23 protein-coding genes and 1 riboswitch are annotated in these 24,750 nt (G+C 66.2%); of the genes, 13 read left to right on the top strand and 10 right to left on the bottom strand.

Annotation, left to right across the window (positions count from 1 at the left end):
• Window positions 1–220: 220 nt before the first annotated feature.
• The gene (gene pncB / locus ACI2JH_RS11805; protein ID WP_101100324.1) at window positions 221–1,399 is read left to right on the top strand and encodes a nicotinate phosphoribosyltransferase; all 1,179 of its coding nucleotides are present in this window, start codon (window positions 221–223) and stop codon (window positions 1,397–1,399) included.
• Window positions 1,400–1,507: 108 nt separating this feature from the next.
• Here the strand turns inward: pncB and ACI2JH_RS11810 are convergent, their stop codons facing one another.
• Together ACI2JH_RS11810 and ettA are read right to left on the bottom strand one after the other, a co-directional pair.
• Window positions 1,508–2,824: an NCS2 family permease gene (locus tag ACI2JH_RS11810; RefSeq protein ID WP_101100325.1), complete on the bottom strand. Its 1,317-nt coding sequence runs from the start codon at window positions 2,822–2,824 to the stop codon at window positions 1,508–1,510.
• Between the two features lie 89 nt (window positions 2,825–2,913).
• Window positions 2,914–4,578, bottom strand: a complete 1,665-nt coding sequence (ettA, locus tag ACI2JH_RS11815; RefSeq protein ID WP_057507783.1) for an energy-dependent translational throttle protein EttA — start codon at window positions 4,576–4,578, stop codon at window positions 2,914–2,916.
• A 240-nt stretch (window positions 4,579–4,818) separates the two neighbouring features.
• Between ettA and ACI2JH_RS11820 the strand changes: the two genes are divergently transcribed.
• From ACI2JH_RS11820 to ribD, 5 genes are all read left to right on the top strand, one after another.
• Window positions 4,819–5,550, top strand: a complete 732-nt coding sequence (locus tag ACI2JH_RS11820; protein WP_404736273.1) for a hypothetical protein — start codon at window positions 4,819–4,821, stop codon at window positions 5,548–5,550.
• Between the two features lie 101 nt (window positions 5,551–5,651).
• The gene (locus ACI2JH_RS11825) at window positions 5,652–6,155 is read left to right on the top strand and encodes an RcnB family protein (protein WP_101100327.1); all 504 of its coding nucleotides are present in this window, start codon (window positions 5,652–5,654) and stop codon (window positions 6,153–6,155) included.
• 151 nt (window positions 6,156–6,306) lie between these two features.
• On the top strand, window positions 6,307–7,560 hold the full coding sequence (gene glyA, locus ACI2JH_RS11830) for a serine hydroxymethyltransferase (RefSeq protein ID WP_319278320.1): 1,254 nt from the start codon (window positions 6,307–6,309) through the stop codon (window positions 7,558–7,560).
• Window positions 7,561–7,712: 152 nt separating this feature from the next.
• Window positions 7,713–8,234, top strand: a complete 522-nt coding sequence (gene nrdR, locus ACI2JH_RS11835; RefSeq protein ID WP_101100329.1) for a transcriptional regulator NrdR — start codon at window positions 7,713–7,715, stop codon at window positions 8,232–8,234.
• Window positions 8,235–8,270: 36 nt separating this feature from the next.
• The gene (ribD, locus tag ACI2JH_RS11840; protein ID WP_404736274.1) at window positions 8,271–9,362 is read left to right on the top strand and encodes a bifunctional diaminohydroxyphosphoribosylaminopyrimidine deaminase/5-amino-6-(5-phosphoribosylamino)uracil reductase RibD; all 1,092 of its coding nucleotides are present in this window, start codon (window positions 8,271–8,273) and stop codon (window positions 9,360–9,362) included.
• On the opposite strand, the gene ACI2JH_RS11845 is transcribed toward ribD, so the two are convergent.
• Both ACI2JH_RS11845 and ACI2JH_RS11850 read right to left on the bottom strand, forming a co-directional pair.
• Window positions 9,301–10,431 (bottom strand): metallophosphoesterase, encoded by a 1,131-nt coding sequence (locus ACI2JH_RS11845; RefSeq protein ID WP_404736275.1) that lies wholly within the window; start codon window positions 10,429–10,431, stop codon window positions 9,301–9,303. The genes ribD and ACI2JH_RS11845 overlap by 62 nt on opposite strands.
• A gap of 248 nt (window positions 10,432–10,679) precedes the next feature.
• Entirely contained in the window at window positions 10,680–11,303 is a 624-nt protein-coding gene (locus ACI2JH_RS11850; protein WP_404736276.1) for a hypothetical protein, read from the bottom strand.
• Between the two features lie 158 nt (window positions 11,304–11,461).
• Window positions 11,462–11,618: riboswitch (FMN riboswitch) on the top strand.
• A gap of 75 nt (window positions 11,619–11,693) precedes the next feature.
• Here ACI2JH_RS11850 and ACI2JH_RS11855 point away from each other — a divergent pair.
• From ACI2JH_RS11855 to thiL, 5 genes are all read left to right on the top strand, one after another.
• Window positions 11,694–12,296, top strand: a complete 603-nt coding sequence (locus ACI2JH_RS11855) for a riboflavin synthase (RefSeq protein WP_101100333.1) — start codon at window positions 11,694–11,696, stop codon at window positions 12,294–12,296.
• A complete protein-coding gene (gene ribB, locus ACI2JH_RS11860; protein ID WP_042613629.1) occupies window positions 12,293–13,393 on the top strand; it encodes a 3,4-dihydroxy-2-butanone-4-phosphate synthase in 1,101 nt (366 codons plus the stop codon). The genes ACI2JH_RS11855 and ribB overlap by 4 nt, the downstream gene beginning before the upstream one ends.
• 90 nt (window positions 13,394–13,483) lie before the next feature.
• Window positions 13,484–13,951 carry a 6,7-dimethyl-8-ribityllumazine synthase gene (ribH, locus tag ACI2JH_RS11865; protein WP_101100334.1) on the top strand — a complete coding sequence of 156 codons (468 nt, stop codon included), beginning with the start codon at window positions 13,484–13,486 and terminating at the stop codon, window positions 13,949–13,951.
• Window positions 13,948–14,427 (top strand): transcription antitermination factor NusB, encoded by a 480-nt coding sequence (gene nusB / locus ACI2JH_RS11870; protein ID WP_042613631.1) that lies wholly within the window; start codon window positions 13,948–13,950, stop codon window positions 14,425–14,427. The genes ribH and nusB overlap by 4 nt, the downstream gene beginning before the upstream one ends.
• A 44-nt stretch (window positions 14,428–14,471) precedes the next feature.
• Window positions 14,472–15,431, top strand: coding sequence for a thiamine-phosphate kinase (thiL, locus tag ACI2JH_RS11875; RefSeq protein ID WP_404736277.1), 960 nt, complete (start codon window positions 14,472–14,474; stop codon window positions 15,429–15,431).
• Between the two features lie 9 nt (window positions 15,432–15,440).
• Here thiL and ACI2JH_RS11880 read toward each other — a convergent pair whose 3' ends face one another.
• The 3 genes from ACI2JH_RS11880 to ACI2JH_RS11890 form a co-directional block, all read right to left on the bottom strand.
• Window positions 15,441–16,343, bottom strand: coding sequence for a fimbrial protein (locus ACI2JH_RS11880; protein ID WP_404736278.1), 903 nt, complete (start codon window positions 16,341–16,343; stop codon window positions 15,441–15,443).
• A gap of 131 nt (window positions 16,344–16,474) precedes the next feature.
• Window positions 16,475–17,158, bottom strand: a complete 684-nt coding sequence (locus ACI2JH_RS11885) for a molecular chaperone (RefSeq protein ID WP_404736287.1) — start codon at window positions 17,156–17,158, stop codon at window positions 16,475–16,477.
• A 111-nt stretch (window positions 17,159–17,269) separates the two neighbouring features.
• Complete coding sequence (locus ACI2JH_RS11890) at window positions 17,270–17,785, bottom strand: fimbrial protein (RefSeq protein ID WP_319278305.1); 516 nt, start codon at window positions 17,783–17,785, stop codon at window positions 17,270–17,272.
• A gap of 261 nt (window positions 17,786–18,046) precedes the next feature.
• Here ACI2JH_RS11890 and ACI2JH_RS11895 point away from each other — a divergent pair, with 261 nt between their 5' ends.
• Together ACI2JH_RS11895 and ACI2JH_RS11900 are read left to right on the top strand one after the other, a co-directional pair.
• On the top strand, window positions 18,047–20,575 hold the full coding sequence (locus ACI2JH_RS11895) for a fimbria/pilus outer membrane usher protein (protein ID WP_404736279.1): 2,529 nt from the start codon (window positions 18,047–18,049) through the stop codon (window positions 20,573–20,575).
• Window positions 20,515–21,132 carry a fimbrial protein gene (locus ACI2JH_RS11900; protein ID WP_223181793.1) on the top strand — a complete coding sequence of 206 codons (618 nt, stop codon included), beginning with the start codon at window positions 20,515–20,517 and terminating at the stop codon, window positions 21,130–21,132. The genes ACI2JH_RS11895 and ACI2JH_RS11900 overlap by 61 nt, the downstream gene beginning before the upstream one ends.
• Before the next feature lie 59 nt (window positions 21,133–21,191).
• On the opposite strand, the gene ACI2JH_RS11905 is transcribed toward ACI2JH_RS11900, so the two are convergent.
• The 3 genes from ACI2JH_RS11905 to ACI2JH_RS11915 are packed head-to-tail and all read right to left on the bottom strand — an operon-like array spanning window position 21,192 to window position 24,693.
• Window positions 21,192–22,580 carry an FAD-binding oxidoreductase gene (locus ACI2JH_RS11905; RefSeq protein WP_182657017.1) on the bottom strand — a complete coding sequence of 463 codons (1,389 nt, stop codon included), beginning with the start codon at window positions 22,578–22,580 and terminating at the stop codon, window positions 21,192–21,194.
• A gap of 33 nt (window positions 22,581–22,613) precedes the next feature.
• Window positions 22,614–22,979, bottom strand: a complete 366-nt coding sequence (locus ACI2JH_RS11910; protein ID WP_182657018.1) for a YraN family protein — start codon at window positions 22,977–22,979, stop codon at window positions 22,614–22,616.
• Window positions 22,969–24,693 (bottom strand): penicillin-binding protein activator, encoded by a 1,725-nt coding sequence (locus ACI2JH_RS11915; RefSeq protein WP_101100361.1) that lies wholly within the window; start codon window positions 24,691–24,693, stop codon window positions 22,969–22,971. Before ACI2JH_RS11915 ends, ACI2JH_RS11910 begins: the two co-directional genes overlap by 11 nt.
• Window positions 24,694–24,750 lie beyond the last annotated feature (57 nt).

A 24,750-nucleotide genomic window follows, 5' to 3' on the forward strand; every position in this document is an offset into this window, starting at 1 on the left:
GACCTGTCGAAGGTGGGGCGGGGTGGGTTGGCGGGAACGCTCATCCGCATGGATGCGGATGGCGAGCCTCCAAGGACGGATTCACGGCGATTCCCACCAACCCACCCCGCCCCACCAACGCAACAGCCCTGCAGCCATTGCCGTTGCCCTTGACGTTGCCTCTGCGGGCGCCGGGCCGCAGGCCCGGCACCAACCCCCGCACGCGGCGCATAATGGCGGCATGATCATCCAATCCCTGCTCGACACCGACCTGTACAAATTCACCATGATGCAGGCGGTGCTGCACCAGTACCCCGGCGCCACGGTGCAGTACCGGTTCAAGTGCCGCACGCCAGGCATCGACCTGGCGCAGTTCATCGGCCAGATCGACGAAGAGATCGACCACCTGTGCAGCCTGCGCTTCAGCAGCGAAGAACTGGATTACATGCGCGGCCTGCGGTTCGTGAAGCCCGACTTCGCCGACTTCCTCGGCCTGTTCCACCTGGACCGCAAGTACATCAGCCTGCGTGCCTCGGACAGCGTACCCGGCGAGATCGAGCTGGACATCACCGGGCCCTGGCTGCACACGATCATGTTCGAAGTGCCGCTGCTGGCGATCATCAACGAGGTGTGGTTCCGCAACACCACCACTGCCGACATCGCCGAAGGCGAACGACGGCTGCAGGCCAAGGCGGCGCTGCTGCGTGACACCCCGGGTTTCGAACACTGCCGCGTCGCGGACTACGGCACGCGCCGGCGCTATTCGCGCGACTGGCATGCCCGCCTGCTGCCTTTGCTGCGTGACGCGCTGGGAACCCAGCTGGTCGGCACCAGCAACGTACATTTCGCCCGGCTGTACGGCATGACGCCGCACGGCACGATGGCTCACGAGTACCTGCAGGCGTTCCAGGCGATCGGTCCGCGCCTGCGCGATTCGCAGGTGGCCGCGCTGGAATCATGGGCGCGCGAATACCGCGGTGACCTTGGCATCGCGCTGTCCGACGTCGTCGGGCTGGATGCGTTCCTGCGCGATTTCGACATGTACTTCTGCAAGCTGTTCGACGGGGTGCGGCATGATTCCGGCGACCCCTTCGACTGGGGTGACCGCATGCTGGCGCATTTCCAGCAGCGCCGCGTCGATCCGCGCAGCAAGGTACTGGTGTTCAGCGATGGGCTGGACATCGAAAAGGTCATGCGCCTGTTCGATTACTTCCGTGGCCGCTGCCAGGTCGCCTTCGGCGTCGGTACGCACCTGACCAATGACCTCGGTCCGACGCCGCTGAACATCGTGATCAAGATGGTCCGCTGCAATGGGCAGCCGGTGGCAAAGCTGAGTGATTCGCCGGGCAAGAGCATGTGCGACGATCCCGGTTACCTGGCCTACCTGCGCCAGGTTTTCGAGTTGCCGCCAGCGCTCTGATCCGCGCGGACTTCCGCTGCGCTCGCCGAGCATGGCTCGGCGCTACCGAGGGGGTTGGGATCGCCGGGTAGCGCCGAGCCATGCTCGGCGAGCGCAGCGGCAATGCGGTCACTCCAGCGCGTAACGCAGCACGAACAGGCCGGCCACCAGCCAGACCGCGGGATGCACCTCGCGCCAGCGCCCGGTGCCAGCCTTCAATGCGGCGTAGGCAATGAAGCCGAATGCCAGCCCATTGGCAATGGAGTAGGTGAACGGCATCGCCAGCGCGCACAACGCCGCCGGCACCGATTCGGTGAGGTCATTCCAGTCCACCTCCACCAGCTCGCGCAGCATCAGGCCAGCCACGAACAACAGGGCGGGGGACGTGGCATAGCCGGGCACCATCGCCGCCAACGGCGAGAACAGCAGGGCAGCCAGGAACAGCGCGGCGACCACCAGCGCGGTCAGTCCGGTACGCCCACCCACCTGCACGCCGGACGCGCTCTCTGCGAAGGCGGTGGTGCTGCTGGTGCCCAGCAGCGAACCGGCGACGATGGCGGTGCTGTCGGCCAGCAGCGCCCGGCCGAAGCGCTTCTGCGCGCCGGGCAGTTTCAGCAGGCCGGCCCGGCCGACCACGCCGTACAGCGTGCCGGTGGCATCGAAAACTTCCACCAGCACGAACACCAGCACCACCTGCAGCAGCACCGCCAGCGGCGCGCCGCCGTCGTGATGCAGCAGGCCGGGCAGGTCCAACTGCAGGAAGGTCGGGGCCAGGCTGGGCGGCAACGAAACCAGCCCTTGGTACTGCACGCTGCCGAGCAGCCAGCCGGCGCCGGTGACCGCCAGGATGCCGATCAGGATGGCGCCACGCACGCGGCGTGCCTCCAGCACGGCGATCAGCAGGAAGCCGGCAAGCGCCAGCAGCGGCGGGGCGGTGTTGAGGGCGCCCAGCGCCACCAGCGTGTCTTCATTGCCGACGATCACCCCGGATTTCTGCAGGGCGATGATGGCCAGGAACAGACCGATGCCGGCCACGATCGCTGAACGCAGCGATGCCGGTATGCCCGCCACCAGCCAGGCGCGCACTCCGGTCAGCGACAGCACCAGGAACACCAGCCCGGAAATGAACACCGCCGCCAGCGCCTGCTGCCACGGCAGGCCGGCGGCACCGACCACGGTGAAGGCGAAGAACGCATTCAAGCCCATGCCCGGTGCCATGCCCACCGGGAAGTTGGCGGCGAAGGCCATCACCAGCGAGCCCAGTGCGGCGGCCAGGCAGGTGGCCACGAATACCGCGCCAGCATCCATGCCGGTGGTGGACAGGATGTCCGGATTGACGAAGACGATGTAGGACATCGTCAGGAATGTGGTCAGGCCGGCCAGCAGCTCGGTGCGCACGGTGGTGCCGTGCTGCTGCAGCTGGAACAGGCGTTCGAGGAGGGCCATGGAAGTCTCGTGACGATAAGGTGTCACGACCAACGGCCGTGACCTGCCGGAATGTAAACGGCCGCGCAGTGCGCGGCCGTTTTTCCTTCTTATTTAAGCGCCTTGAAGCGCAGGCGCTTGGGCGCAGCGTCATCGCCCATGCGGCGGCGCTTGTCTTCTTCGTACTCGCGGTAGTTGCCCTGGAAGAACTCCACGTGCGAATCGCCTTCGAAGGCCAGGATGTGCGTGGCGATGCGATCCAGGAACCAGCGATCATGCGAAATGACGAACGTGTTGCCGGGGAACTCCAGCAGCGCGTCTTCCAGCGCACGCAGGGTTTCGATGTCCAGATCGTTGGACGGTTCATCGAGCAGCAGCACGTTGCCACCCTGCAGCAGGGTCTTGGCCATGTGCAGGCGGCCACGCTCACCACCGGACAGCGAACCGACCAGCTTCTGCTGGTCCTGGCCCTTGAAGTTGAAGCGGCCGATGTAGGCGCGCGACTGGATCTCCACGCCGTTGATGTTGAGGATGTCCAGCCCGCCGGCGATTTCCTGGAAGACGTTGTGGTTGCCCTCCAGCGCGTCGCGGCTCTGGTCCACGTAGGACAGCTTGACGGTCGGGCCGACCACGATCTCGCCGGTATCCGGTTTTTCCTGGCCGGTGATCATCTTGAACAGGGTCGACTTGCCGGCGCCGTTGGGGCCGATGATGCCGACGATGGCGCCGCCCGGCACCAGGAAGTTCAGGTTGTCGAACAGGAGGCGATCGCCGAATTTCTTCGAGACGTTCTTGAACTCCATCACCGCATTGCCGAGGCGCTCGCCCGGCGGGATGAAGATTTCATTGGTCTCGTTGCGCTTCTGGTAATCGACCGACTGCAGTTCTTCCAGGCGGGCCAGGCGGGCCTTGCCCTTGGTGCGGCCGCCCTTGGCATTCTGGCGCGACCATTCCAGTTCCTTCTGGATGGCCTTCTGGCGCGACTTCTCCTGGTTGTCTTCCTGCTTCAGGCGCTCGTCCTTCTGGGTCAGCCAGTCGGTGTAGTTGCCCTTCCACGGAATGCCGCGACCGCGGTCCAGTTCCAGGATCCACTCGGCGGCGTTGTCCAGGAAGTAGCGATCATGGGTGACCGCCACGACGGTGCCGGTATAGCGCGCCAGGAACTGCTCCAGCCATTCCACCGATTCGGCATCGAGGTGGTTGGTCGGCTCATCGAGCAGCAGCATGTCCGGCTTCTGCAGCAGCAGGCGGCACAGTGCCACGCGGCGCTTCTCACCACCGGACAGGGTGCCGACGATCGCTTCCCATGGCGGCAGGCGCAGTGCATCGGCGGCCACGTCCAGCTGGTTTTCCAGGGTGTGCGCATCGCCGGCGGCGAGGATCGCCTCCAGGCGCTCCTGTTCCTTGGCCAGCTTGTCGAAGTCGGCGCCTTCCTCGGCATAGGCCAGGTACACCGCGTCCAGCGCGGCCTGTGCCTGCAGCACCTCGCCCACGCCTTCCTCGACCGATTCACGAACGGTCTTGGTCGGGTCCAGCTCAGGTTCCTGCGCCAGGTAACCGACCTTGATGCCGGCCTGCGGGCGGGCCTCGCCCTCGAAATCGTTGTCCACGCCGGCCATGATCTTGAGCACGGTGGATTTGCCCGAACCGTTCAGGCCCAGCAGGCCGATCTTCGCCCCCGGGAAGAACGACAGCGAGATGTCCTTGATGATCTGCCGCTTGGGCGGAACCACCTTGGACACGCGGTTCATGGTGTAGATGTATTGCGAGGACATGCAGTCTCCCAGAGGGTCGATCCACCGGACCGAGAGCGCTGGCCGGCGGAAAACGGAATATTTGACCCACGATTATCGCCGATCCCCCCTTTCACTGCCATGGCAGGCGGCGGCGGGTTCAGCCATGGGGGAGCACCGACGGGGCAGGGGCCGTAAGGACCACACCTGAAGGCCGCTATCCCGACTGTGGCAGACCGGGGCACCGATCAGGCTGGTGGCTCCAACCCATGGAAATCACGCATGAACCTCATCCGTACGTTGTTGATCACCGCCCTGCTGCCGCTGTCGGCTGCCGCCCAGGTGGCCCCGCCGCTGCTGCCATCGAGCCTGACGCTGCGGGATCTGGAGCTCGCCTCCGGAAGCCTGCGTGAATTCGAGATCGAGGTGGCACGGACAGAAAAGTGGTTGCCCTATGAACTGGTCGCCGCAGCGGACAGCGCCGGTCTGTCAGGCACCCTGCTGATCTCGCACGCTTATGGGCAGCCGCTGCGGGAGGTCGTGCTGGATGGCAAGCGCATCGTCGGCGGCCTGGTGACGCTGCCCTCCAGTGCCTCCGCGCGTCGGCTGCGGGTCAGCCTGCGCGGCGGCGCGGAGGACATGCGTGCCGACCTCGCGCTGACCCCGCAGCGCCCCCAGCTCAAGTCCGGCCAGGTCGTCCCGGTATTTCCCCGTCGAATGGCAGCGGATTCCTTCGCCGAGACCCTGGAGCTGCGGCTGACCAAGCCCTCCGATGTGGACCTGCGCACCTGGGGAGGCAGTGCCGCGGTGACATTGCAGGTGAAAGGAGAGGCGATGGGGGGCGGCTTCCCGGTAGCGGTCTGCAAGGATCAAGGAGATGCGTGGCGGCGTTGCCTGTTGCCCCGCCTCGGGCCGGGCGTGTACTGGGTATCCGTTGAAGGAACCGGTGCCCCGGTCAACCTGCTCGGAAGCTGGACGGCAAGCCAGGGCGAGGAAATACCTGCCGGAATCTGAACAGGGGTTCCGGCTGACGCATTGGTAAGCGTTTCCAGCCGGAATACATTCAGATCGCATGGGCAATATGGACATCACCACCCACCCAGCAGAGGTAGACAATGCGCATCAATCGATTCCTGGCCGGTGCCGTTGCCTCCGTACTGGCCTTCGCGGCGGTCAGCCCGGCATTCGCCGATGACAACCGGCATCGTGGCCATGATCGTCGCGAGTGGCGCGATGACCGTCGCGATGATCGCCGCGACCACCGCAACGATCGTCGCCAGGCACGGCACGACTGGGGTGACGACCGCCGACATGACCGCCGCCATTGGCGCGATGACCGGCGCCATCCCGGCTATTACCGCCCGGCCCCGCCGCCGCGCGTGGTCTATCGGCCCGCCTATCGTCCGGCGTATGGACCGGGCCCCGGCTATGGGTGGAAAGTCGGCCACCGCTATCGCGATTATTACCGTGGCCCGATCTACGTGGTGAACGACTACAACAGCTATCACGTCCGTCGCCCGCCACGCGGTCACCATTGGGTGCGGGACGACCGCGGCAACCTGTTGCTGGTTGCCATCGCCACCGGGATCCTGGCCGACTTCGTGATCAACGGCCGCTGATAGCGCAGGCCCGGGCAGGGAAGCTGATACGCGACGGCGCCGATGGGCGCCGTCGTCGTTTGTGGGGAAGCCGGCATTGGCCCCCCTCCCGGCGCAGGCACTACAATTGGCAGCCTTGCTGTCCCTTTCCTGCCTGCCCCCGGAGAAACCGATGTTCCCGCGCGACGTCCGAATCGAAAGCTACGATCCCGAACTGGCCAAGGCCATCGCCGATGAGTCCCAGCGCCAGGAAGACCACGTCGAGCTGATCGCCAGCGAGAACTACGCCAGCCCGATGGTGATGGAAGCCCAGGGCAGCCAGCTGACCAACAAGTACGCCGAAGGCTATCCGGGCAAGCGTTATTACGGTGGTTGCGAATACGTCGATATCGCCGAACAGCTGGCCATCGACCGCCTCAAGCAGCTGTATGGCGCCGACTACGCCAACGTGCAGCCGCACAGCGGATCGCAGGCCAACCAGGCGGTTTATTTCGCCCTGCTGCAGGCCGGTGACACCATCCTGGGCATGAGCCTGGCCCATGGCGGCCACCTGACCCACGGCGCCAAGGTGAACGCTTCGGGCAAGCTGTTCAATGCGGTGCAGTACGGTGTGAACGACCAGGGCCTGATTGATTACGACGAAGTGGAGCGCCTGGCCGTCGAGCACAAGCCGAAGATGGTCGTCGCCGGGTTCTCGGCCTATTCGCAGGTGGTTGATTGGGCGCGTTTCCGTGCCATTGCCGACAAGGTCGGTGCGTATCTGTTCGTCGACATGGCGCACGTGGCGGGTCTGGTCGCCGCCGGCGTCTACCCGAGCCCGCTGGAGCATGCCCATGTGGTGACCTCCACCACCCACAAGACCCTGCGCGGTCCGCGTGGCGGCATCATCATCGCCAAGGGCGCCAGCGAAGAACTGGTCAAGAAGCTGCAGTCGATCGTCTTCCCGGGTATCCAGGGCGGCCCGCTGATGCACGTCATCGCGGCCAAGGCCGTGGCGTTCAAGGAAGCGTTGGAGCCTTCATTTGCCGCCTATCAGCAGCAGGTGGTGAAGAATGCCCAGGCGATGGCGAAGACCCTGATCGCACGTGGCTACAAGATCGTTTCCGGCGGCACCGAAAACCACCTGATGCTGGTCGACATGATCGGCAAGGACGTGTCGGGCAAGGACGCCGAAGCGGCCCTCGGCAAGGCCCACATCACGGTCAACAAGAACTCGGTCCCCAACGACCCGCGTTCGCCGTTCGTGACCTCCGGCCTGCGCCTGGGGACCCCGGCGGTGACCACCCGTGGCTATGGCGAACAGGACTGTGTAGACCTGGCCAACTGGATCGCCGATGTGCTGGACGCACCGGCGGACGACGCGGTGATCGCACGCGTGCGCGAGGCGGTCAGCGCGCAGTGCCGCAAGTATCCGGTGTACGGCTGAGCGATCGGGACTTCCGCGGTCGGGCGATGACGCCTGACCGCGCGCCTGCCTCACGCCATGGGCAGCTCTTGTTTGCTGCACATGGCCTTCTCAGGTACCGTTGCGACGCCGCCATGTCCATCGCATGACGTTTCCGAGACTCAAGGCGCCCCATGCATTGTCCGTTCTGCCAACATGCCGATACCCGTGTAATCGATTCGCGCGTCTCTGAAGACGGCGCGACGATTCGTCGTCGGCGTGAGTGCGAGGCCTGCAGCGAGCGCTTCAGTACGCTGGAAACCATCGAGCTGAAGCTGCCGACCATCGTCAAGGGCGATGGCAGCCGCGAAGCGTTCGAAGCGCGAAAAGTACGTGCCGGCTTCGATCGCGCGCTGCAGAAGCGCCCGGTGCCGGAAGACAAGATCGAAGCGGCGGTGCGTTCGGTGATCCACCAGCTGCGCATCTGCGGCGAGCGCGAAGTGCCCTCCATCCGCGTCGGCGAGTTCGTGATGAACGAACTGCGCAAGCTCGACCATGTCGGCTACGTGCGCTTCGCTTCGGTCTACCGCAGCTTCGAGGATGTCGCGGACTTCCGCGAAGAAATCGAGAAGCTGGAGCGGGATCTGCCGGCCAGCACCGGGCAGCTGCAACTGCTGGGGGATGTGATCGCCCTGACCAAGAAAAAGAAAGGCTGACGCGCACCGCTGCGCGCCTGCGCCCAAGGAGCACCGATGAGCGCCTTCTCCGCGCTGGACCACCTGCACATGGCCAGTGCCCTGCGGCTGGCCGAACGCGCCGCCTATACCACCCGCCCCAACCCGATGGTCGGTTGCGTGATCGCTCACGGCGAGCAGGTGGTCGGACAGGGCTGGCATCAACGCGCCGGCGGTCCGCATGCCGAAGTGTTCGCACTGCGCGAAGCGGGCGAGCAGGCGCGTGGCGCCACCGCCTACGTCACCCTTGAACCGTGTGCGCATTTCGGCCGCACGCCACCCTGTGCATTGGCACTGATCGAAGCCGGCGTCAGCCGCGTCGTGGCCGCCCTGCGCGATCCATTCCCGCAGGTCGACGGTGGCGGTTTCGATCTGCTGCGGGCAGCGGGGATCGAGGTCCATGAAGGGCTGATGGCGATGCAGGCTCGGGAACTCAACCGCGGTTTCCTGTCGCGCGTCGAGCGCGGCCGCCCGTGGGTGCGGGTCAAACTGGCCGCCAGCCTGGACGGCCGCACGGCGATGGCAGATGGCAGTTCGAAATGGATCACCGGGCCGGCCGCGCGCGAGGACGTCCAGCATTGGCGGGCGAGGGCCGGTGCGATCCTGACCGGTGCCGACACCGTGCTGGCCGACGACCCCATGCTGACCGTGCGCCTCCCCGGGGTCGACGTGCTGCCGCCGTTGCGCGTGGTGCTCGATGCACGGCTGCGCTCGCTGGAATGTACGCGGGTGCGGGAAGGCGGAGCGCCGACGTTGTACCTGCACGACCCCGCCATCACGGCCCCTGACGCAGCCGATGCGCAGTTCGCCAGCGTGCCCAGCGTGGGGGGGCGGCTGGACCTGGGCGCGGTGCTTGCCCTGCTCGCAGCGCAGGGCGTCAACGAAGTGCACACTGAAGCCGGTGCGACGCTTGCGGGTGCCTTGATGTCCGGCGGCTGGATCGACGAGCTCCTGCTTTACCAGGCGCCGACCCTGCTCGGCGAGCAGGGCCTGCCGTTGTTGTCAGGCCTTGGCATCCAGGCCATGACGCAGCAGTTGCGCATGCAGGTCATTGAACAGACACGGGTGGGAGAGGATCAGCGTGTTCTGCTGCGTCCGCAGTCGCGTTGACGCCAAGGGGCATGTAGCCGTCCGGGGCGCGGCTTGACGTGTCGCGGGGAGACGTGGCTTTCGAACGTCCGACCAGCTTCCTGTTGTTGCGCCAATCATTCCCGCTGACTTTGAACACCAGCAGTTCGCGGTCCTGGGGATTATAGAAAGCAGTGAGAAATGTCTCGCGGGATGCTGCGCCGCTCAGGTACACCGGAATCGTGCCGACTGTTCTGTATTTTCCCGCCGAGCCGTGCAGATGTCCGGCGAAAATGCCGAGAATGAGATCTTCATTGTCCTTCATGAGCTGCCGGAAGCGCGGACTATTGGGCGACTGCCAGTCTTCATAAGGTGGTTTGTGCATGTTGAGGATGACATCCTTGCCTGCTGCGCGCGCCCACTTCAGCTCCGTCTCGAGAAACCCAAGCGAGTCGTTGATGATGAATGTCCTGCGAGCGGATTCGTACCTCACGCTGTAGGTCGGTTCGTTCTGCAACTGGATCGCCAGGATGTCACCCAGAACCAGGGAGTAAGCCAGGCTGCCACGATGCATTTCCCAGCCGTTGTCTTTGACCGAGTAGTCGAATGCGCGTGTGGGGTAGCTTCTTGCCCAGCCCGCCATGTCCTTGTACATGTCCCGCGCGCAGCCGTTGTCGGCGCAGTCGTTCACGTTGTTCTGATAGTCGTGGTTGCCGAGATTGGCGTAGAAATTCCGACGATAGAAGTCCTTGAACGGGTGGTTGTACATGTAGTCCCGTTCCCCGCCATGGCCGAATGCGGTGATGTCGCCGTTGAGGAACAGCGGTACGTTGTCGAGCCCGCCGAACTTGATCCGGTATTCCATCGTGGCCAGTGCCTGGCGGTTGATGAAGAGTTTGGAACGGCGCACCGTCTCGTCGTTGCTCTCAGGCTCGTCAGAGTCCGATTTTTCGGTCCACGGATGTTGCGTGTCGGAGATGAAGACGAAATCCTGCAGCACCGGCTCGGAGGATGAGACCGGGAAGGGCAGCAGGCAGGCTAGAGCGGCTGACAGAAGCCAGCGGACGTTGTCGTGCGGGAGAGGCAAGGGCCAGGAAGCGCTGCAGGACATGGCGGTACTCCTTCGGGGATGCTGTCCATCAGACACGCGCTGGCAAGGCACTGCAGTCGGTGGAATGCCCGCGCGGCCTGGAGGTCGCAGGTGGGCAGGCTGGCCGCGTGGCGGCCCGGACAGGGCCCACCGTCATCGTGGGTCGCAGATGGCCCGGATGCTGTCGGCACTTCCGCACCCTTCAACACGAGCAGAAAAAAAAATGGGCTCCCGAAGGAGCCCATCATGTCCAGCCTGGAGCGACAGGATCAGAAGCTGGCGCGGACGCCGGCCGAGTACTGGGTCACGTCTTCGATGACCTGCACTTCGCCCACCACGCCCCACATCGGGGTGATGTTGATCTGGCCGCCGACGTTGCCGACCCAGGTGCCGTCCATGTCGCTGCCATCCATGTAGCCGGCTTTCAGCCAGGCTTCGGTGCGCGCCGACGGCTTGCCGCGCACGCCGAAGGTGCCGCGGGCGGCGTTGAAGTGGTCCTTCTGGCGTACGGTGGCGAAGCCGGTTTCCTTCAGGGTCAGCTCGGCGTTCTGGCGGGTCCAGGCGATGTCGGCGGTGAAGTCCACGCGGTCGCTCATGCCCATGTGGTAACCGATACCGAACTCGGGCTGGTCCAGTTCCAGCTTCAGGCTGCCGCCATCGAAGCCGTAGGACTTGGACACCTGCGACCAGGCGCCGAACAGGTAGACCTGCGGTGCGATCGCGAACGAGCCACGGATGTAGCCGCCGTCGACCTTGGGGTCGTCCAGGAAGTCATCGTTGACCTGGAACTGGGTCCAGCCTGCCTCGACGTAGGTGTAGCTCAGATCGTCGGCGGCGAAGGCCGGCAGCGGCGACAGGGCGAGCAGGGAGGCGGCCAGCAGCATCTTGCGCATGCGTGAATTCCTTGAGGTTGCGTTCCATTGCAGGCAGCCGGTCCGACCGCCCGGGGCGACGTCGTTGTCGCACTCGGCGCGGATTCTAACGAAACTTTCACAAAAAGCGAGCCTTCAGCCTCATTTGTTACACTGGCCCCGCCGGTTCGCCGGTATACAAACGTCTTCAGGGCGGGGTGCGATTCCCCACCGGCGGTAGGTGCCCGACACGGCACGAGCCCGCGAGCGCTCCGGCAGGGTCATCCCGGCAGGAGGTCAGCAGATCCGGTCGGATGCCGGAGCCGACGGTCATAGTCCGGATGAAAGAAGACGGTGCCACGGAACCTTGCGGTGCCGTGCGTGCCTGTTTGCCTTGCGGCGTTTTTCGCTCACTCCTGCGGAGAACGTTACTTGTTTACTGGAATCATTGAAGGCCTCGGCCACCTGGCCGCCCGCGAAACCCTCGGCGGCGATGTCCGCTTCACCTTCCACGTCGGCAGCCTGCCGTTCGACAACGTCCAGCTGGGCGAAAGCATCGCCATCAACGGCGTGTGCCTGACCGTGATCGCCTTCGACGCGCAGACCTTCCAGGCCGATGCATCGACCGAAACGCTGGGGCTTACCACCTTGGGCCAGCTGGCCGAAGGCGCGGTGATCAACCTGGAGCGCGCCATGCGCCCTACCGACCGGCTGGGCGGACATCTGGTCAGCGGGCATGTCGATGGCCTGGGGCAGGTCCTGTCCATCCATGACGACGCACGCGCGCAGCGCTGGCGCTTCGCCGCCCCGGCCGCCCTGCGCCGCTACATCGCAAAGAAGGGCTCGATCTGCGTCGACGGTGTCAGCCTGACCGTCAATGAAGTGGACGAGGAGGGGTTCGACGTCGCCCTGATCCCGCATACCGTCTCGCACACTGCGTTCTCCAACACGGCGGTCGGCAGTGCGGTGAACCTGGAAATCGACCTGGTCGCCCGCTACGTGGAACGCCTGCTGGGCGAAGGAGCACGCGCATGAATTTCGCCCCGATCCCCGAGATCCTGGAAGACATCCGCCAAGGCCGCATGGTGGTCATCGTCGACGACGAAGACCGCGAGAACGAAGGCGACCTGATCATGGCCGCCGAGCTGGTCAAGCCCAGCGACATCAACTTCATGGTGACCCACGGCCGCGGACTGGTGTGCCTGCCCTTGACCCGCGAACGGGCAGCCGACCTCGGCCTGGCGCCGATGGTGCAGGCCAATACGGCGCAGTTCCAGACCAACTTCACGGTCAGCATCGAGGCCGCCGAGGGCGTGACCACCGGTATTTCCGCGTATGACCGTGCCCACACCATCCGCACTGCGGTCAAGCCCACCGCCAAGGCCAGCGACCTGCACCAGCCCGGCCACATTTTCCCGCTGATCGCCCAGCCGGGCGGGGTTCTGACCCGCGCCGGCCACACCGAAGCCGGCGTGGACCTGGCGATGCTGGCCGGGCTGGAACCGGCCGGCGTGCTGGTGGAAATCCTCAACCCGGACGGCAGCATGGCGCGGCGGCCGGAACTGGAAGTGTTCGCCCGCGAACATGGCCTGAAGATGGGCTCCATCGCCGATCTGATCGCCTACCGGCTGGCCACCGAGAAGACCGTCGAGCGCGTCGATGAGCGGGAAATCGACACCGAGTTCGGTGCCTTCACCCTGGTCACCTACCGCGACCGCATCGCGCATGACCTGCATTTCGCGCTGGTCCGCGGCACCCCGGATGCCGATACCCCCACCCTGGTGCGGGTACAGGTGGAAAACCCGCTGGCCGACCTGCTGCACTGGCGCCGTGATGATTTCGGCGTGGCCGCGACCGATGCGCTGCGCGCTATCGCCGCGGCAGACAGCGGCGTGATGGTGGTGCTGTCGGCACCGCGCGATGGCGAGGCCCTGCTGGCACGCCTGCGCCAGCAGCCGCAGCCGATCGCCCCGGGCAAGGACAAGGATGTAAGCCAGTGGCGCCGCAATGGGGCCGGTGCGCAGATCCTGTCCGACCTCGGGCTGGGCAAACTGCGCGTGCTGGGCACGCCGCGCCGCCAGGTCGGGCTGGCCGGCTATGGCCTGGAAGTGGTTGAAACGCTGGGCTGCTGAGCCCGGCATGGCGCGGGCGGGCTCACGGAGGACCCGCCCACAGCCCGCGCGCGGTAAACTTGCCCTCTCTTACGTACCCCATACCCGCACATGAGCCATTTCGAAGGCGATCTTCGCTCTCCCGGATCGGCGCGCCTGGCCATCGTGGCCAGCCGCTGGAACGCCCGCATCACCGACGCGCTGGTCACCGGCGCGCGGCAGAGCCTGGCCAGCAATGGCATCAGCGAAGAGGCCGTGGATGTCATCCGGGTGCCCGGCGCCTGGGAAATCCCGCTGGTCGCCGCGCGCCTGGCCGCTGCCCACCAGCATGCTGCCATCATCACCCTGGGCTGCGTGATCCGTGGCGACACCCGCCATTACGAGCACGTGGCCGACCGCTGCGCCGAGGGCCTGATGCGCGTGCAGCTGGACTTCGGCGTGCCGGTGCTGAATGGCGTATTGGCGGTGGAACGTGCCGAGGATGCCGAAGCACGTGCTGGCGGCAGCCATGGCAACAAGGGTGAAGAGGCCGCCTTGGCGGCCTTGGAAATGATCAATCTTCTGGAGCAGCTGCCATGAACAACCATTCCCAGGGCAGGCCGTCCGGCAGACCCGTACGCCGTGACGGCGTCGATCCCGTGCTGCGTTCGCGCGCACGTCGCCGTGCCGTGCAGGCCATCTATGCCTGGCAGATCTCCGGCGGAAATGGCCAGTCACTGGTCGCCCAGTTCGCCCACGAACAGGCGCGCGAAGTCGCCGACCTGGCTTACTTCGAGGCGCTGGTGCACGGCGTGCTCGACAACCGTCGCGATATCGACCAGGCGCTGGCGCCGTACCTGGACCGCACCATCGAAGAAGTCGATGCGATCGAACGGGCGGTGCTGCGGCTGTCCGCCTACGAACTGCGCTTCCGTGCCGACATTCCGTACCGCGTAGTGATCAACGAGGCCATCGAATCGGCCAAGCGCTTCGGCTCCGAACACGGCCACACCTATGTCAACGGCGTGCTGGACCGTGCCGCCGTCGAGTGGCGCAAGACCGAAAGCGGCCACTGACCCGTGATGGCGGCGGACGACGTCCGGCGCCACGGACACCTCGTATGTCCCTCGCCGAATTCGCCCTGATTGACCGTATCCGCGCCCGCAGCAAGGGGCGCGATGACGTCGTGCTGGGCATCGGCGACGACGCGGCGCTGCTGCAGCCGCTGGCCGGACACTGGCTGGCGGTGACTGCCGACACACTCAACAGCGGCGTGCATTTTCCGCCGGAAACACGCCCCGCCGACATCGGCTGGAAGACCCTTGCGGTGAATCTTTCCGATCTGGCGGCGATGGGCGCCACCCCCGCGTGGGGCACGCTGGCGTTGTCCCTGCCGGAAGCCAGCGCGGCGTGGATCGATGCCTTCGCCGACGGCTTCTTCGCACTGGCCGATGCGCATGACTGGCGGCTGATTGGTGGCGATACCACGCGCGGCCCGCTTTCGTTGTCGGTGACCGCGTTCGGCCAGGTACCGCACGGGCAGGCCTTGCGGCGCGATGGCGCGCAGGTGGGCGACGACATCTGGGTGAGCGGCACGTTGGGTGATGCGGCCGGTGCGCTTGCGCTTTGGCAGCGTGGTGAGCTGGACGTCACCCGGCCCGCGGCGGATGCGGAGACCGAGTTCCTGCGCCAGCGATTGCTGCGGCCGACCCCCAGGGTCGAGCTCGGCGTCGCGCTGCGGGGGATAGCGTCAGCTGCGGTGGATATATCCGACGGTCTGGTAGCCGATCTTGGCCACATCGCACGGCGGAGTGGCGTCGCCGCCTGTCTCGATGCCTCGTCGCTGCCCCTGTCGCCCGCGCTGCGCGACGGATTCCAGGAGGACGCTGCGCGGAACCACGCCATGGGCGGAGGCGACGACTACGAACTCTGTTTCACCGCAGCGCAAGCCCAACGCCAGACGGTCGACGGACTGTCGCGTGCCCTGAACCTCCGGCTGACTCGGGTGGGACGAACCACTGCGGACGCCGGAATGCACGGCGAAGGGAGCGGGAGCCATGGCTATGAGCACTTCCGATAATAGGATCGGTCAATCGTATTGGACCGTCAGGATCGCCTTGCCTTCCAGCGTGCCAGGCTGCAAGGGACCGGCCGTACGCAGGTAGCGCGCGCCCAGTCGGATGTGCTGATGTCCTTGTTGGGATGGACCGTATGGCCAGGGCGCGCCCAATTGGAGCGGCATGCCATCGCGGGTCAACTGTATCCGCACGCCGCGGGAAGTGGACCCTGCAGGAGGTTTCAACGCATTGCTGCCGTTGGTGAAATCATTTGCGTCGATGAGGACGAGGGAAAGCGGCCTTCCGTCTACGGGGCACTCCATGTCGATCGCAAACTCGCGACCTTCTGCGGTCGAGTCTGGCGTTGCCAGCGAGGAGGGATCCGCTGGATCCAGTTGCTGCGAAACGTCCCGCAGGGTGCACGTCGCAACCGCCACCCTGGCGTGGATCTGCAGGCTGTAGCGCAGCGGATCGGTGCCCGGGTGGGCACTCAATCCAAGCTCCGCTGAAAGCAGAGGGGATACGACGTCGGTCATCTGTCCACCCCGCGAGAACAGGGCGAATGCGAGCGTCAGGCCCACATCACCTCGGCGGGACACCATCATGCGGGTACTGATGGGCAGGTCCGCGCGCACGGCAGCAGGTCGGTTGTCGAGGCCGGAGGCGTTGTCCGCGTACTTCAACAGCTCGAAGATGATCAGCGGAGACGTGGATGACCACTGGAAAGCCGGATGGGCGAGGCCATCAACCGAGATATCCTTTACGTAGTGCAGGCTCGCCATGGAAGGCCGGAACGACAACGCGTAAGACGCGCTCGGCGTGCATCGTCGAAAGCCAAAGCGGCGTTCGGCGGCGCGCTTCCATCCGGTGATCTGGATATCCGGGCGCAATTCATTCGGTATATCCAACGTCTCGCTGAACGAATCCTCGCCCATGGACTGACATTCCTGGGCGGCAGCCGGGGGTACTCCATTGACGGCCAACGCGATGGCATACAAGGCGCGTGGCAAACGCAGCGTCCCGTACACGGCGTGCCTGACCCGCCTGATCAGGGGAGCGGGATGCATCATGGCGAAACCGTTGCCATGGCTTTACGCGATGCGCCGTAGTCGTCCAGCCAGGAATAGGTGACATGCGGGGGGGCAACGGTGCGGGACGGCAATGGCATCCGAAGCGTGCCGAACGGCAGCACCATGTCTGCCGCCAGGGAGGTGCCGTCTGGCGTGGTGACACTTGCCAACGTCACATGGTAGGCGGTCGGATTGTGCAGCAGCAGCGCGCCGTGCACGGCTGTCCACTGCAAGGCCCCCGCAGCATCGGCGGCTTTTCCGGGCAGCCCTTCGGGTCGGAAGAACAGCTTGATCCGCGTGCGTACGGCAAACTGCAGCAGGTTCTTCCCTTCCGCATCGGCCGGCTTGGGAGGGATGTCCAGCAGGTTGAAATAGAGCACCGACTCGCGGTCAGCGGGCAGCGGGGGATCGGAGGGACGAGGTGCGTAGGTGATGCGGTAGGCCTGTCCCTGGTGTGGCTCCAGCAGCCGGGGAGCGGCAGGAGTCAGGTGGAAGGGCACGCGTACGTCTTCGGGTCGGGCGCGGTCATCGCCTGAGTCGATCCATACCTGGGCCAATGCCTTCTCGTCACCCGTGTTGCTGGCTCGTACCGTGACATCACGGCCCTTCGATGCATCGTGCACGATGCGGGTGCCCTGCAGCGTCACCGCCGCGGGCGCAGATGCTGGCAGCGACAGCATTGCCACCAGCAGCAGGTTGTCCTTCAGCCGTGAGTGCGGTCTCATCGATCACCTCGTCGCGTTGTATCCGGGGCCACGTCACCATGCGTTGCGTTCAGCGCAGAGAGCGGTTTACTTGTAGAGCACGACGAAATTGCCGGATGCGTCCGCCGTACCCGCCTCGGCGTCCTGTCCCGGCGCGCTGTACCACGCGCTGTAGGCCAGCACGCCGGTCGCGCCGGCGGCGACTGTGACCCAGCGGGTAGGATCGTCGCCGATTCTCTGGTGGCGGCCATCGGCATCGTAGATCGCCACGCTGACATTACGAGCCGTGGACGCACCCGTCAGCGCAAGGTCTCCGCTGCTGCCGTGCGCGGCGCCGCCGAAACGGATGCCCACGTCCTGGGGCGCGCCCGAACCGGAGCAGTCCAGTGTGATGCTGAAGTTCTTCTGGCCTGCGCGCGTGTTGGCATTGACGGAAGCCAGGTCGACCTTGCCCATCGGTACGCTGATGGCGCCGCCTGGGGTCTGCACCAAGCAGGTTGAGGGCAGCAGTTCGCCGGTAATCTCGAGTTGCTCGGCAAGCGCCACCGGGGCGGTGGGCAACAGCAATATCGCAGCAAGGAATGGACGTGGTTCAGTGCGCATGAATGGCCTATTGAAGCTGATGGATGAAAGCGAGGTCAGGAGATCCCTTGTGGCGTGCAGTTTTGCGTGGCTGCGTCCGCCCCGCCATGCGCAAAACTGCAATGGGGGGCAAAGAACTTGCAATGAATAACGCGTGATTGATCAGCAGGCTAAGTGGTCAATACGTCATAGAAAACGTCATGCCCCGAATCCACTTTCCCTCATGGGCGGTGCCGCGTCGGATAAATAAGCTGCGACCCTTCTTCTCCGGGAAAGTCTGACATGCCGACATCGCCTGCGATGTTCCGCGCGTCCCGGTCGTCGCGACCGATCACACCAGCCAGTCGCTTCTCGCAGCGTCTGGCCCTTGCTGTTGCACTGGCTCTGGCACTGGCAGGCCAATGCGCGCGCGCCGATCCGCAGGCGTCCACCGAGTTCAGTGATGGGTTTCTCATCGGTGGCCAGGCCATCGACATGCGCCACTACACGCATGACGCACTGCTCGAGTCGGGCACGCATCGGTTGGATGTAATGCTGAACGGTCAGTGGCAGGAAACCGCGGCGGTGCAGGTCGAGGCGGGGCAAGCCTGCGTGAGGTCTGGACTGGCTCGCCGATTGGGGTTGAGCGCGGCCCATGTCGCATTGCTTGATCCCGATCCCGATGCCTGTGTAGCGCTGGTCGATCAGGTCGAGGGGAGCAGCGTGGTGATCGACAGCGAGACACTGCAGCTGCGCATCGGCATTCCGCAGGCGATGCAGGAGGCCGCGCCACGTGGCGAGATCACACCGGAGCAACGCGATTACGGTATCACCGCCGGATTCATTGATTACCGCTTCAATCAGCACCGAACCCAGGACCATGACAGCCGCTCGGTGGGGCTGCAGGCGGGATTGAACCTTGGGGGCTGGCGTCTCCGCCACCGCGCCTGGGTCAACCAGGATGGCGGACGTATCGGCTACGCGGCGCTGGCCAGCGAACTGCAGCGCGATCTGCCTGCGTGGAACAGCCAGGTGTTCATCGGCCAGGGGAGTACCGGCGGTGAACTGTTTGAAAGCAGCGCCTTCACCGGTGTGCGGGTCGCCACCGATGAGCGCATGCTGCCCGATTCGGTGCGCGGCTACGCACCGGTGGTGCGGGGCATCGCCGAAGGCAATGCGGTGGTCAGCGTTCGCCAGAACGGCCATGTCATCCATGAAGAAAGCGTTGCCGCCGGTCCTTTCGTGATCGCGGATCTGTATCCAACCAGCTTCGGTGGTGATCTGGAGGTCTGCGTTACCGAAGCCGACGGACGCGAGCAACGCTTCACGGTCAGTTATTCTGCGGTGCCGCAGGCGCTGCGCTCCGGGTCGATGCGGTTCGGCGCAAGTGCGGGGGTCCTGCGTGATGCGGGTGGCAGCATGCAGCCGCTGCGTTTCGCCGAAGGCACCTATGCACGAGGCCTCAATAATCACGTGACCCTGCTCGGTGGCATGCAGGCAGGCGAGGGCTATCAATCGATGCTGGCCGGTACCGCCCTGAACACCGCGATCGGGGCCTTCGGTGCCGACCTGACCCAGTCACGCGCCCGTCGGCAATCTGGGAATCCGCTGACAGGCAACAGCATCCGCTTGAACTTCCAGCGCTATGTCGCAGGCACGCGCACCCATGTCGGCCTTGCCGCGTATCGGTACAGCATGAGGCGCTTCCTCACCCTCAACGACGCCGCGCGCCTGCGCGGCAACCGGTATGAAGGCAGTCACCCGCGGCAGCGTTACCAGGTGAATTTCACCCAGCAGTTCGGCGCGACCAGCTCGGTTTATCTGAGTGGTAGCCGGGTCGGGTACCGGGACAGCACGACCCGGCAGAACGATTTCCAGCTGGGTGTGCAGAGCACCCTGGGCCGGGCGAATGTCAGCCTTTCGGCGATGCGCTACCAGCTCATCGACAGGCGCCAGGATACGCGCTACACGTTCACCTTCGGCATCCCGTTGGGGCGCAGCATCGGTGCTCCCCGCGCCACTGCCCAGCTTGGCCACGCCGCGAACGGCAACACGCTGCAGGCGGGAGTAGCCGGTGCGCTGGGCAAGGCCCGCGCGCTGACTTACACCGTTACGGCCAGTCAGCCGGCCGTCGGCTCCGGCAGCTACGACACCTATGTTGCCTACCAGAGCGGCAGTACTGCGTTGGACGCCGGCTACAGCCATTCCGCGCGCCACCGAAGTGTCACCCTCGGTGCCGCCGGCAGCGTGGTGCTGCACCCGGGCGGGCTCAACTTCGGTCCGACCGTGGGCGAGGGATTCGTGCTGGTCCAGGCCGAGGGCGGCGAAGGCGCGGTGGTCGGTCATGCCGACCAGATCCGCGTGGCACGCAATGGTTACGCGGTGCTGCCGCACGTCAGTCCCTACCGCTGGAACCCGATCGAGCTGGATCCCTCCGGGCTGCCGCTGGAAGTCGAGCTGCTGCAGACCTCGCAGCGGGTGGCGCCTACCGCCGGCAGCATTGTGCGGGTGGTGTTCACGGCACGTCGCGAGCGCACCTTGTTCATCGATGCCACCGATGCGCGCGGGCAGCCGTTGCCCTTCGCTGCGAGCGTGGAGGCCGAAGATGGACGCGCCATGGGCGCGGTCGGGCAGGGCAGCGTGATCCAGCTGCGCGGTGCGCAGGATGCAGGCGTGCTGGTGGTTGACCCTGCCGGACCGCACCGCTGCCGGTTGGAGTACATGACACCGGTGGTGGCGGATCGACATGGCCTGCGCTGGCATCAGGCGAAATGCTTGCCGCTTGCGCCGCCAGCGTTGCCGCGTGCCGAGCCGGACCTGCCGCCGCGCTGATTTTCTTTACTCATCGTTTCAATCGAAGGTTTCCCATGCCAAGCCCCGTGCGTTATTTCCCTTGCATCGTCGTCTGCAGCAGTCTGCTGGCCGGTGTATCGCCGTGCCATGCCGACACCGCCACACTGACCATCAGCGGGCGTGTGCAGCCCGGCACCTGCATCGTGGCTGCGGCGCCGATCAGCCTGGACGCGATCCGCGCGGACCAGCTCGTTCACGGCGACAATGCCTTGAAGGACAGCACGCTTCAGTTGACCGGCTGCGTCGGTGTCAGCAGCGCCGAGTTATCGTTCGAAGGCACGGCGGACCCGGCCAATGCCGAGGTATGGAAGAACACCGCCCCCGCCGGCGCTGCCGACGGCCTGGCGATCGCGCTGCTGTCCGGTTCCAGTGGCACGACTTACGTTAAGAAGGGCGACACGCTTCCCGTGGCCATCAGCGGCAATGGCGGCAGTCTCGCGGTGCGCGCCGGTTACCATCTGTCCGCCACCGGCCCCGCCGCCGTGACCGCCGGGGCCCTGCAGACTGAAATCGTCATAACGGCTGTCTACAAATGAGCCAGGGTCAGCCGGGTCCGCCGGGTGTTTGCCTGGCGTGCCACGGCATGCCGTGGTGATCAGCTCTGTTCGGGCAACACCTTGCCCGGGTTGAGAATCCCATCCGGATCCAGCGCGGACTTGATCGCGCGCATTGCCAGCAACGTTTCGGGGGTAAAGGCCTGTGCCATGAATCCACGCTTGGCCAGGCCGATGCCATGCTCGCCGGAGAGCGTGCCCTCCAATGACAGCGTCAAGGCGAAGATCCGCGGCAGCGCGGCCTGCGCGCGCGCATTCTCATCCACATCGTCCGGGTGATACAGGATGTTGACGTGCAGGTTGCCGTTGCCGGCATGCCCGAAGGTCACGATGGTCAGATCGAACTCGGACGCCAGTGCCTGCACCCCGCTCACCAGCGCCGGAATGCGTGACACCGGCACCACCACGTCTTCGTTGATCTTGCCCGGCGCGATGCTGCGCAGCGCAGGTGAAAGTGCCTTGCGCGCCGCCCACAGCTTTTCCCGCGCGGCGCCTTCCATCGCCACGTCCAAGGCCAGCATGCCTTCGCCTTCGGCTGCGTTGGCCAAGGCCTGCAGCAGGTAGGGCAGGGTGTCATGGTCGCCATCGGCTTCGATCAGCAGCATTGCGCCGGCGTCCGGCACGTCGGCGCCGTTGAGCCGCAGCAACTGCAGGCTGCGCGCATCCATGAACTCCAGCCGCGTCGGCACCACGGGCTGCCCCATCACCCGCGACACCGCCTGCGCGGCAGCGTCGGCATCGCGATACAGCACGCGCAGCCCTGCCTGGGCCACCGCCACCGGGGTCAGTTTCAGGGTGGCTTCCACGATGATCGCCAGCGTGCCTTCACTGCCCACCAGCAGGTGGGTCAGGTCATACCCGGTGGCATCCTTGGTATAGGCGCCACCGCAGCGGATCAGATCGCCATTGCCGGTCACCGCCACCAGCCCGAGCACGTTGTCGCGGCTGGTGCCGTACTTCACCGCGCGCGGCCCACCTGCGTTGCAGGCCAGGTTGCCGCCGATGCTGCAGATGTCCGCACTGGACGGGTCGGGCGCCCAGAACAGGCCATGTGGGGCCAGTGCCTGCTGCAGATCACCGTTGAGTACCCCGGGTTCCACCACGGCGCAGCGATCGCCCGGACGAATGGAGAGGATCTGGTTCATGCGGGCCAGGGACAACACGATGCTTCCCTGCAGGGGGACTGCGGCACCGGTGGTGCCGGTGCCGGCGCCGCGTGCGACCAACGCTACGCGATGCGCGCGGCAGGCCTGCACGATCGCCTGCACCTGCTCGCGGTTGCAGGGCAGGGCCACCGCGAGCGGCCGCTGGCGGCGCCAGGAGTTGTCCTGCGCATTGGCGTCCAGCGCGGTGGAATCGGTGCGCCAACCGTCGGTGCCGAGCAGCAGTGACAGTTCGGCAACCAGCGTGGCGGGCAGTTCGGTGTGCATGGTGATTCCAGCGGAAACCAAAGGATGGGGCGCTCAGCTGTCCAGCCGGAACGCATCGCGCAACCACTGCAGGCGGGGCGGGTCGCCGCTGGCCTGCACCACGTCGAAGCGGCACGGCTGTTCGCACAGCGCCGGATGCGCCTGCAGGTACAGCTGCGCGGCCAGCACCAGCCGCTGCTGCTTGCGGCTGTCCACCGATGCGGCGGCACCGCCGAAATCCGCGCGTGCGCGATAGCGCACTTCGACGAACACCACCGTGCCGGCATCGTTCATCACGCGGTCCAGCTCGCCGCCGCGGAAGTTGACGTTGCGGTCCAGCACCTGCAGCCCAGCCGCGCACAGCAGGCGCTCGGCGGCCGCTTCGACCGCCGCGCCACGCCGCGCCCTGTCAGTTGGCATTGGCGATCGGCATCGGCCGTCCGCCACTGAAGGTCGACCACGCCGGCACGCGCAGGATGTTGCCACCGCCGTCCAGGTACAAGGTGCCGGTGGCGCCGGACAGCCCGCCCTGGGCGGCCAGCGATTCCATGTACGCGCTGATCTTCCACGCATCGAAACCGAAGGCGAACAGCCGGCCGGCCGCACCGCGTGCGCTGGGCAGCATCTGGCCGGCGGTGCCGGCGCTGGGCAGGCCGGCCACGCCGCGCACGTTCCAGGCTTCGTTCGGATAGATGATGCCGTCCAGTGCCACGTCTTCTTCCGGCTTGCCGCTGCCCACGGTCAGCTGCGATGTACCCACGCGGGTGCCGCCGCCGACGCCGGCGAGGGCAAGCTGCGGTGCCAGCTGGCGGGCCTGCGGTGCACGCACGGCCAGCAGCACGCCGTCGGCCTGCCCGGCAGCGCGCAGGCGCGCGCTGATGTCGCCCACGGGGTCGGCCACCCCGATGGTGGCCAGCACCTGGCCGCCGCGCTGGGTGAAGCGTTCGGCGAACGCGGCCGCGGTACGGCGGCCGGTGTCATCACTGCTGTGCAGCACGATCACCTTGGCGCGTTCGCGGCCACGCAGGTATTCGGCGGCCATCACCCCATCGTCTTCCGGCGCCAGCGAAAAGCCCGCGCTGCCGGCCGGCGGCGCGTCCTTGCCGCGGTTCAGCGCCAGCACCGGTACCGGCAACTGGGCGCGGCCGTAGACGGCATCCACTTCGTCGCGTCCCAAGGGGCCGACGATGAAATCCACGCCGCTGGCCACGGCCCGGTCGTAAGCCGACAGGGCGCCGGCCGGGGTCCCGGCGGTGTCGATGAAATCAATCTCCGGCTTGCGCCGGGTTTCACCGTAGTAACCGGTCAGCAGGCCATCGCGCACCGGCTGTGCGGCCGTGGCGAGGCGGCCGCTCAATGGCAGCAGCACGGCCAGTTTCACCGGCGGCCGGTAGCCGTCGCTCATCGCCGGCGGACGCTTGCTGGTGTCGAACTGGGCGCTGGCCGCGTCGCGGTCGAACGGACGCGGCAGCGGCATGCCGCGCGCGATCAAGGCGCGGCCGGCGAAGTTGTACAGCGGATCATTGGCCGGCAGAGCCGCCGCGCGCGACTGCAGCGTGGCATCGTCCAGCGTACCGAGCAGGCCGACGATGGCGGCCTGGTTGTCCGTGCGGGGTTTGCCTGCCAACCCGACATGCGCACGGGCACGCTCCTGGGCGGCGCCGAAGTTGTCGCCGGTGGCCTGCAGCGCAGCGGCGCGGGCCAGCTGCCAGCGCGATGCCAGCGCCGGCAGCAGTTCGGTGGCCGGTTCTGACAGTGCGGCCAGCGCCTGCGCGGGCTGCTTGTCGGCCAGTGCCAGTTCGGCGGTGGTCAGCAGATAGCGCTGGCGGCTGGCGGCGGACAGCTGCCGCGGCTGCAGCTGGGACAGCAGGCTGCGCGCGCGCGTCGCATCGCCGGCTTCGTGCCAGGCAAAGGCAGCGTCGGCCAGCGCGTTGCTGCGTGCGGCGCCACGCAGGGTGCCGGCCAGGCTTTCCAGCTGCATGGCGGCATCGCGCGGACGGCCTTGTTCAATCAGCAGCAGGGCCTGGCTCTGGGCCGGTGACTCCGGTGCACTGGTCAGGCTGGTGGTGGCGCAGCCGGCGAGCAACAGCAGCGACAACGACAGGGCGGAGATCCGGACGACAGGCTTGTTCATGATCGGGTCCATGCAGGAGGGGCAGCGGCGTTGGCCGGGTACACGCTAGGATTCTAC

It is taken from the genome of Stenotrophomonas sp. NPDC078853 (assembly GCF_044901215.1).
Taxonomy (GTDB): domain Bacteria; phylum Pseudomonadota; class Gammaproteobacteria; order Xanthomonadales; family Xanthomonadaceae; genus Stenotrophomonas; species Stenotrophomonas lacuserhaii.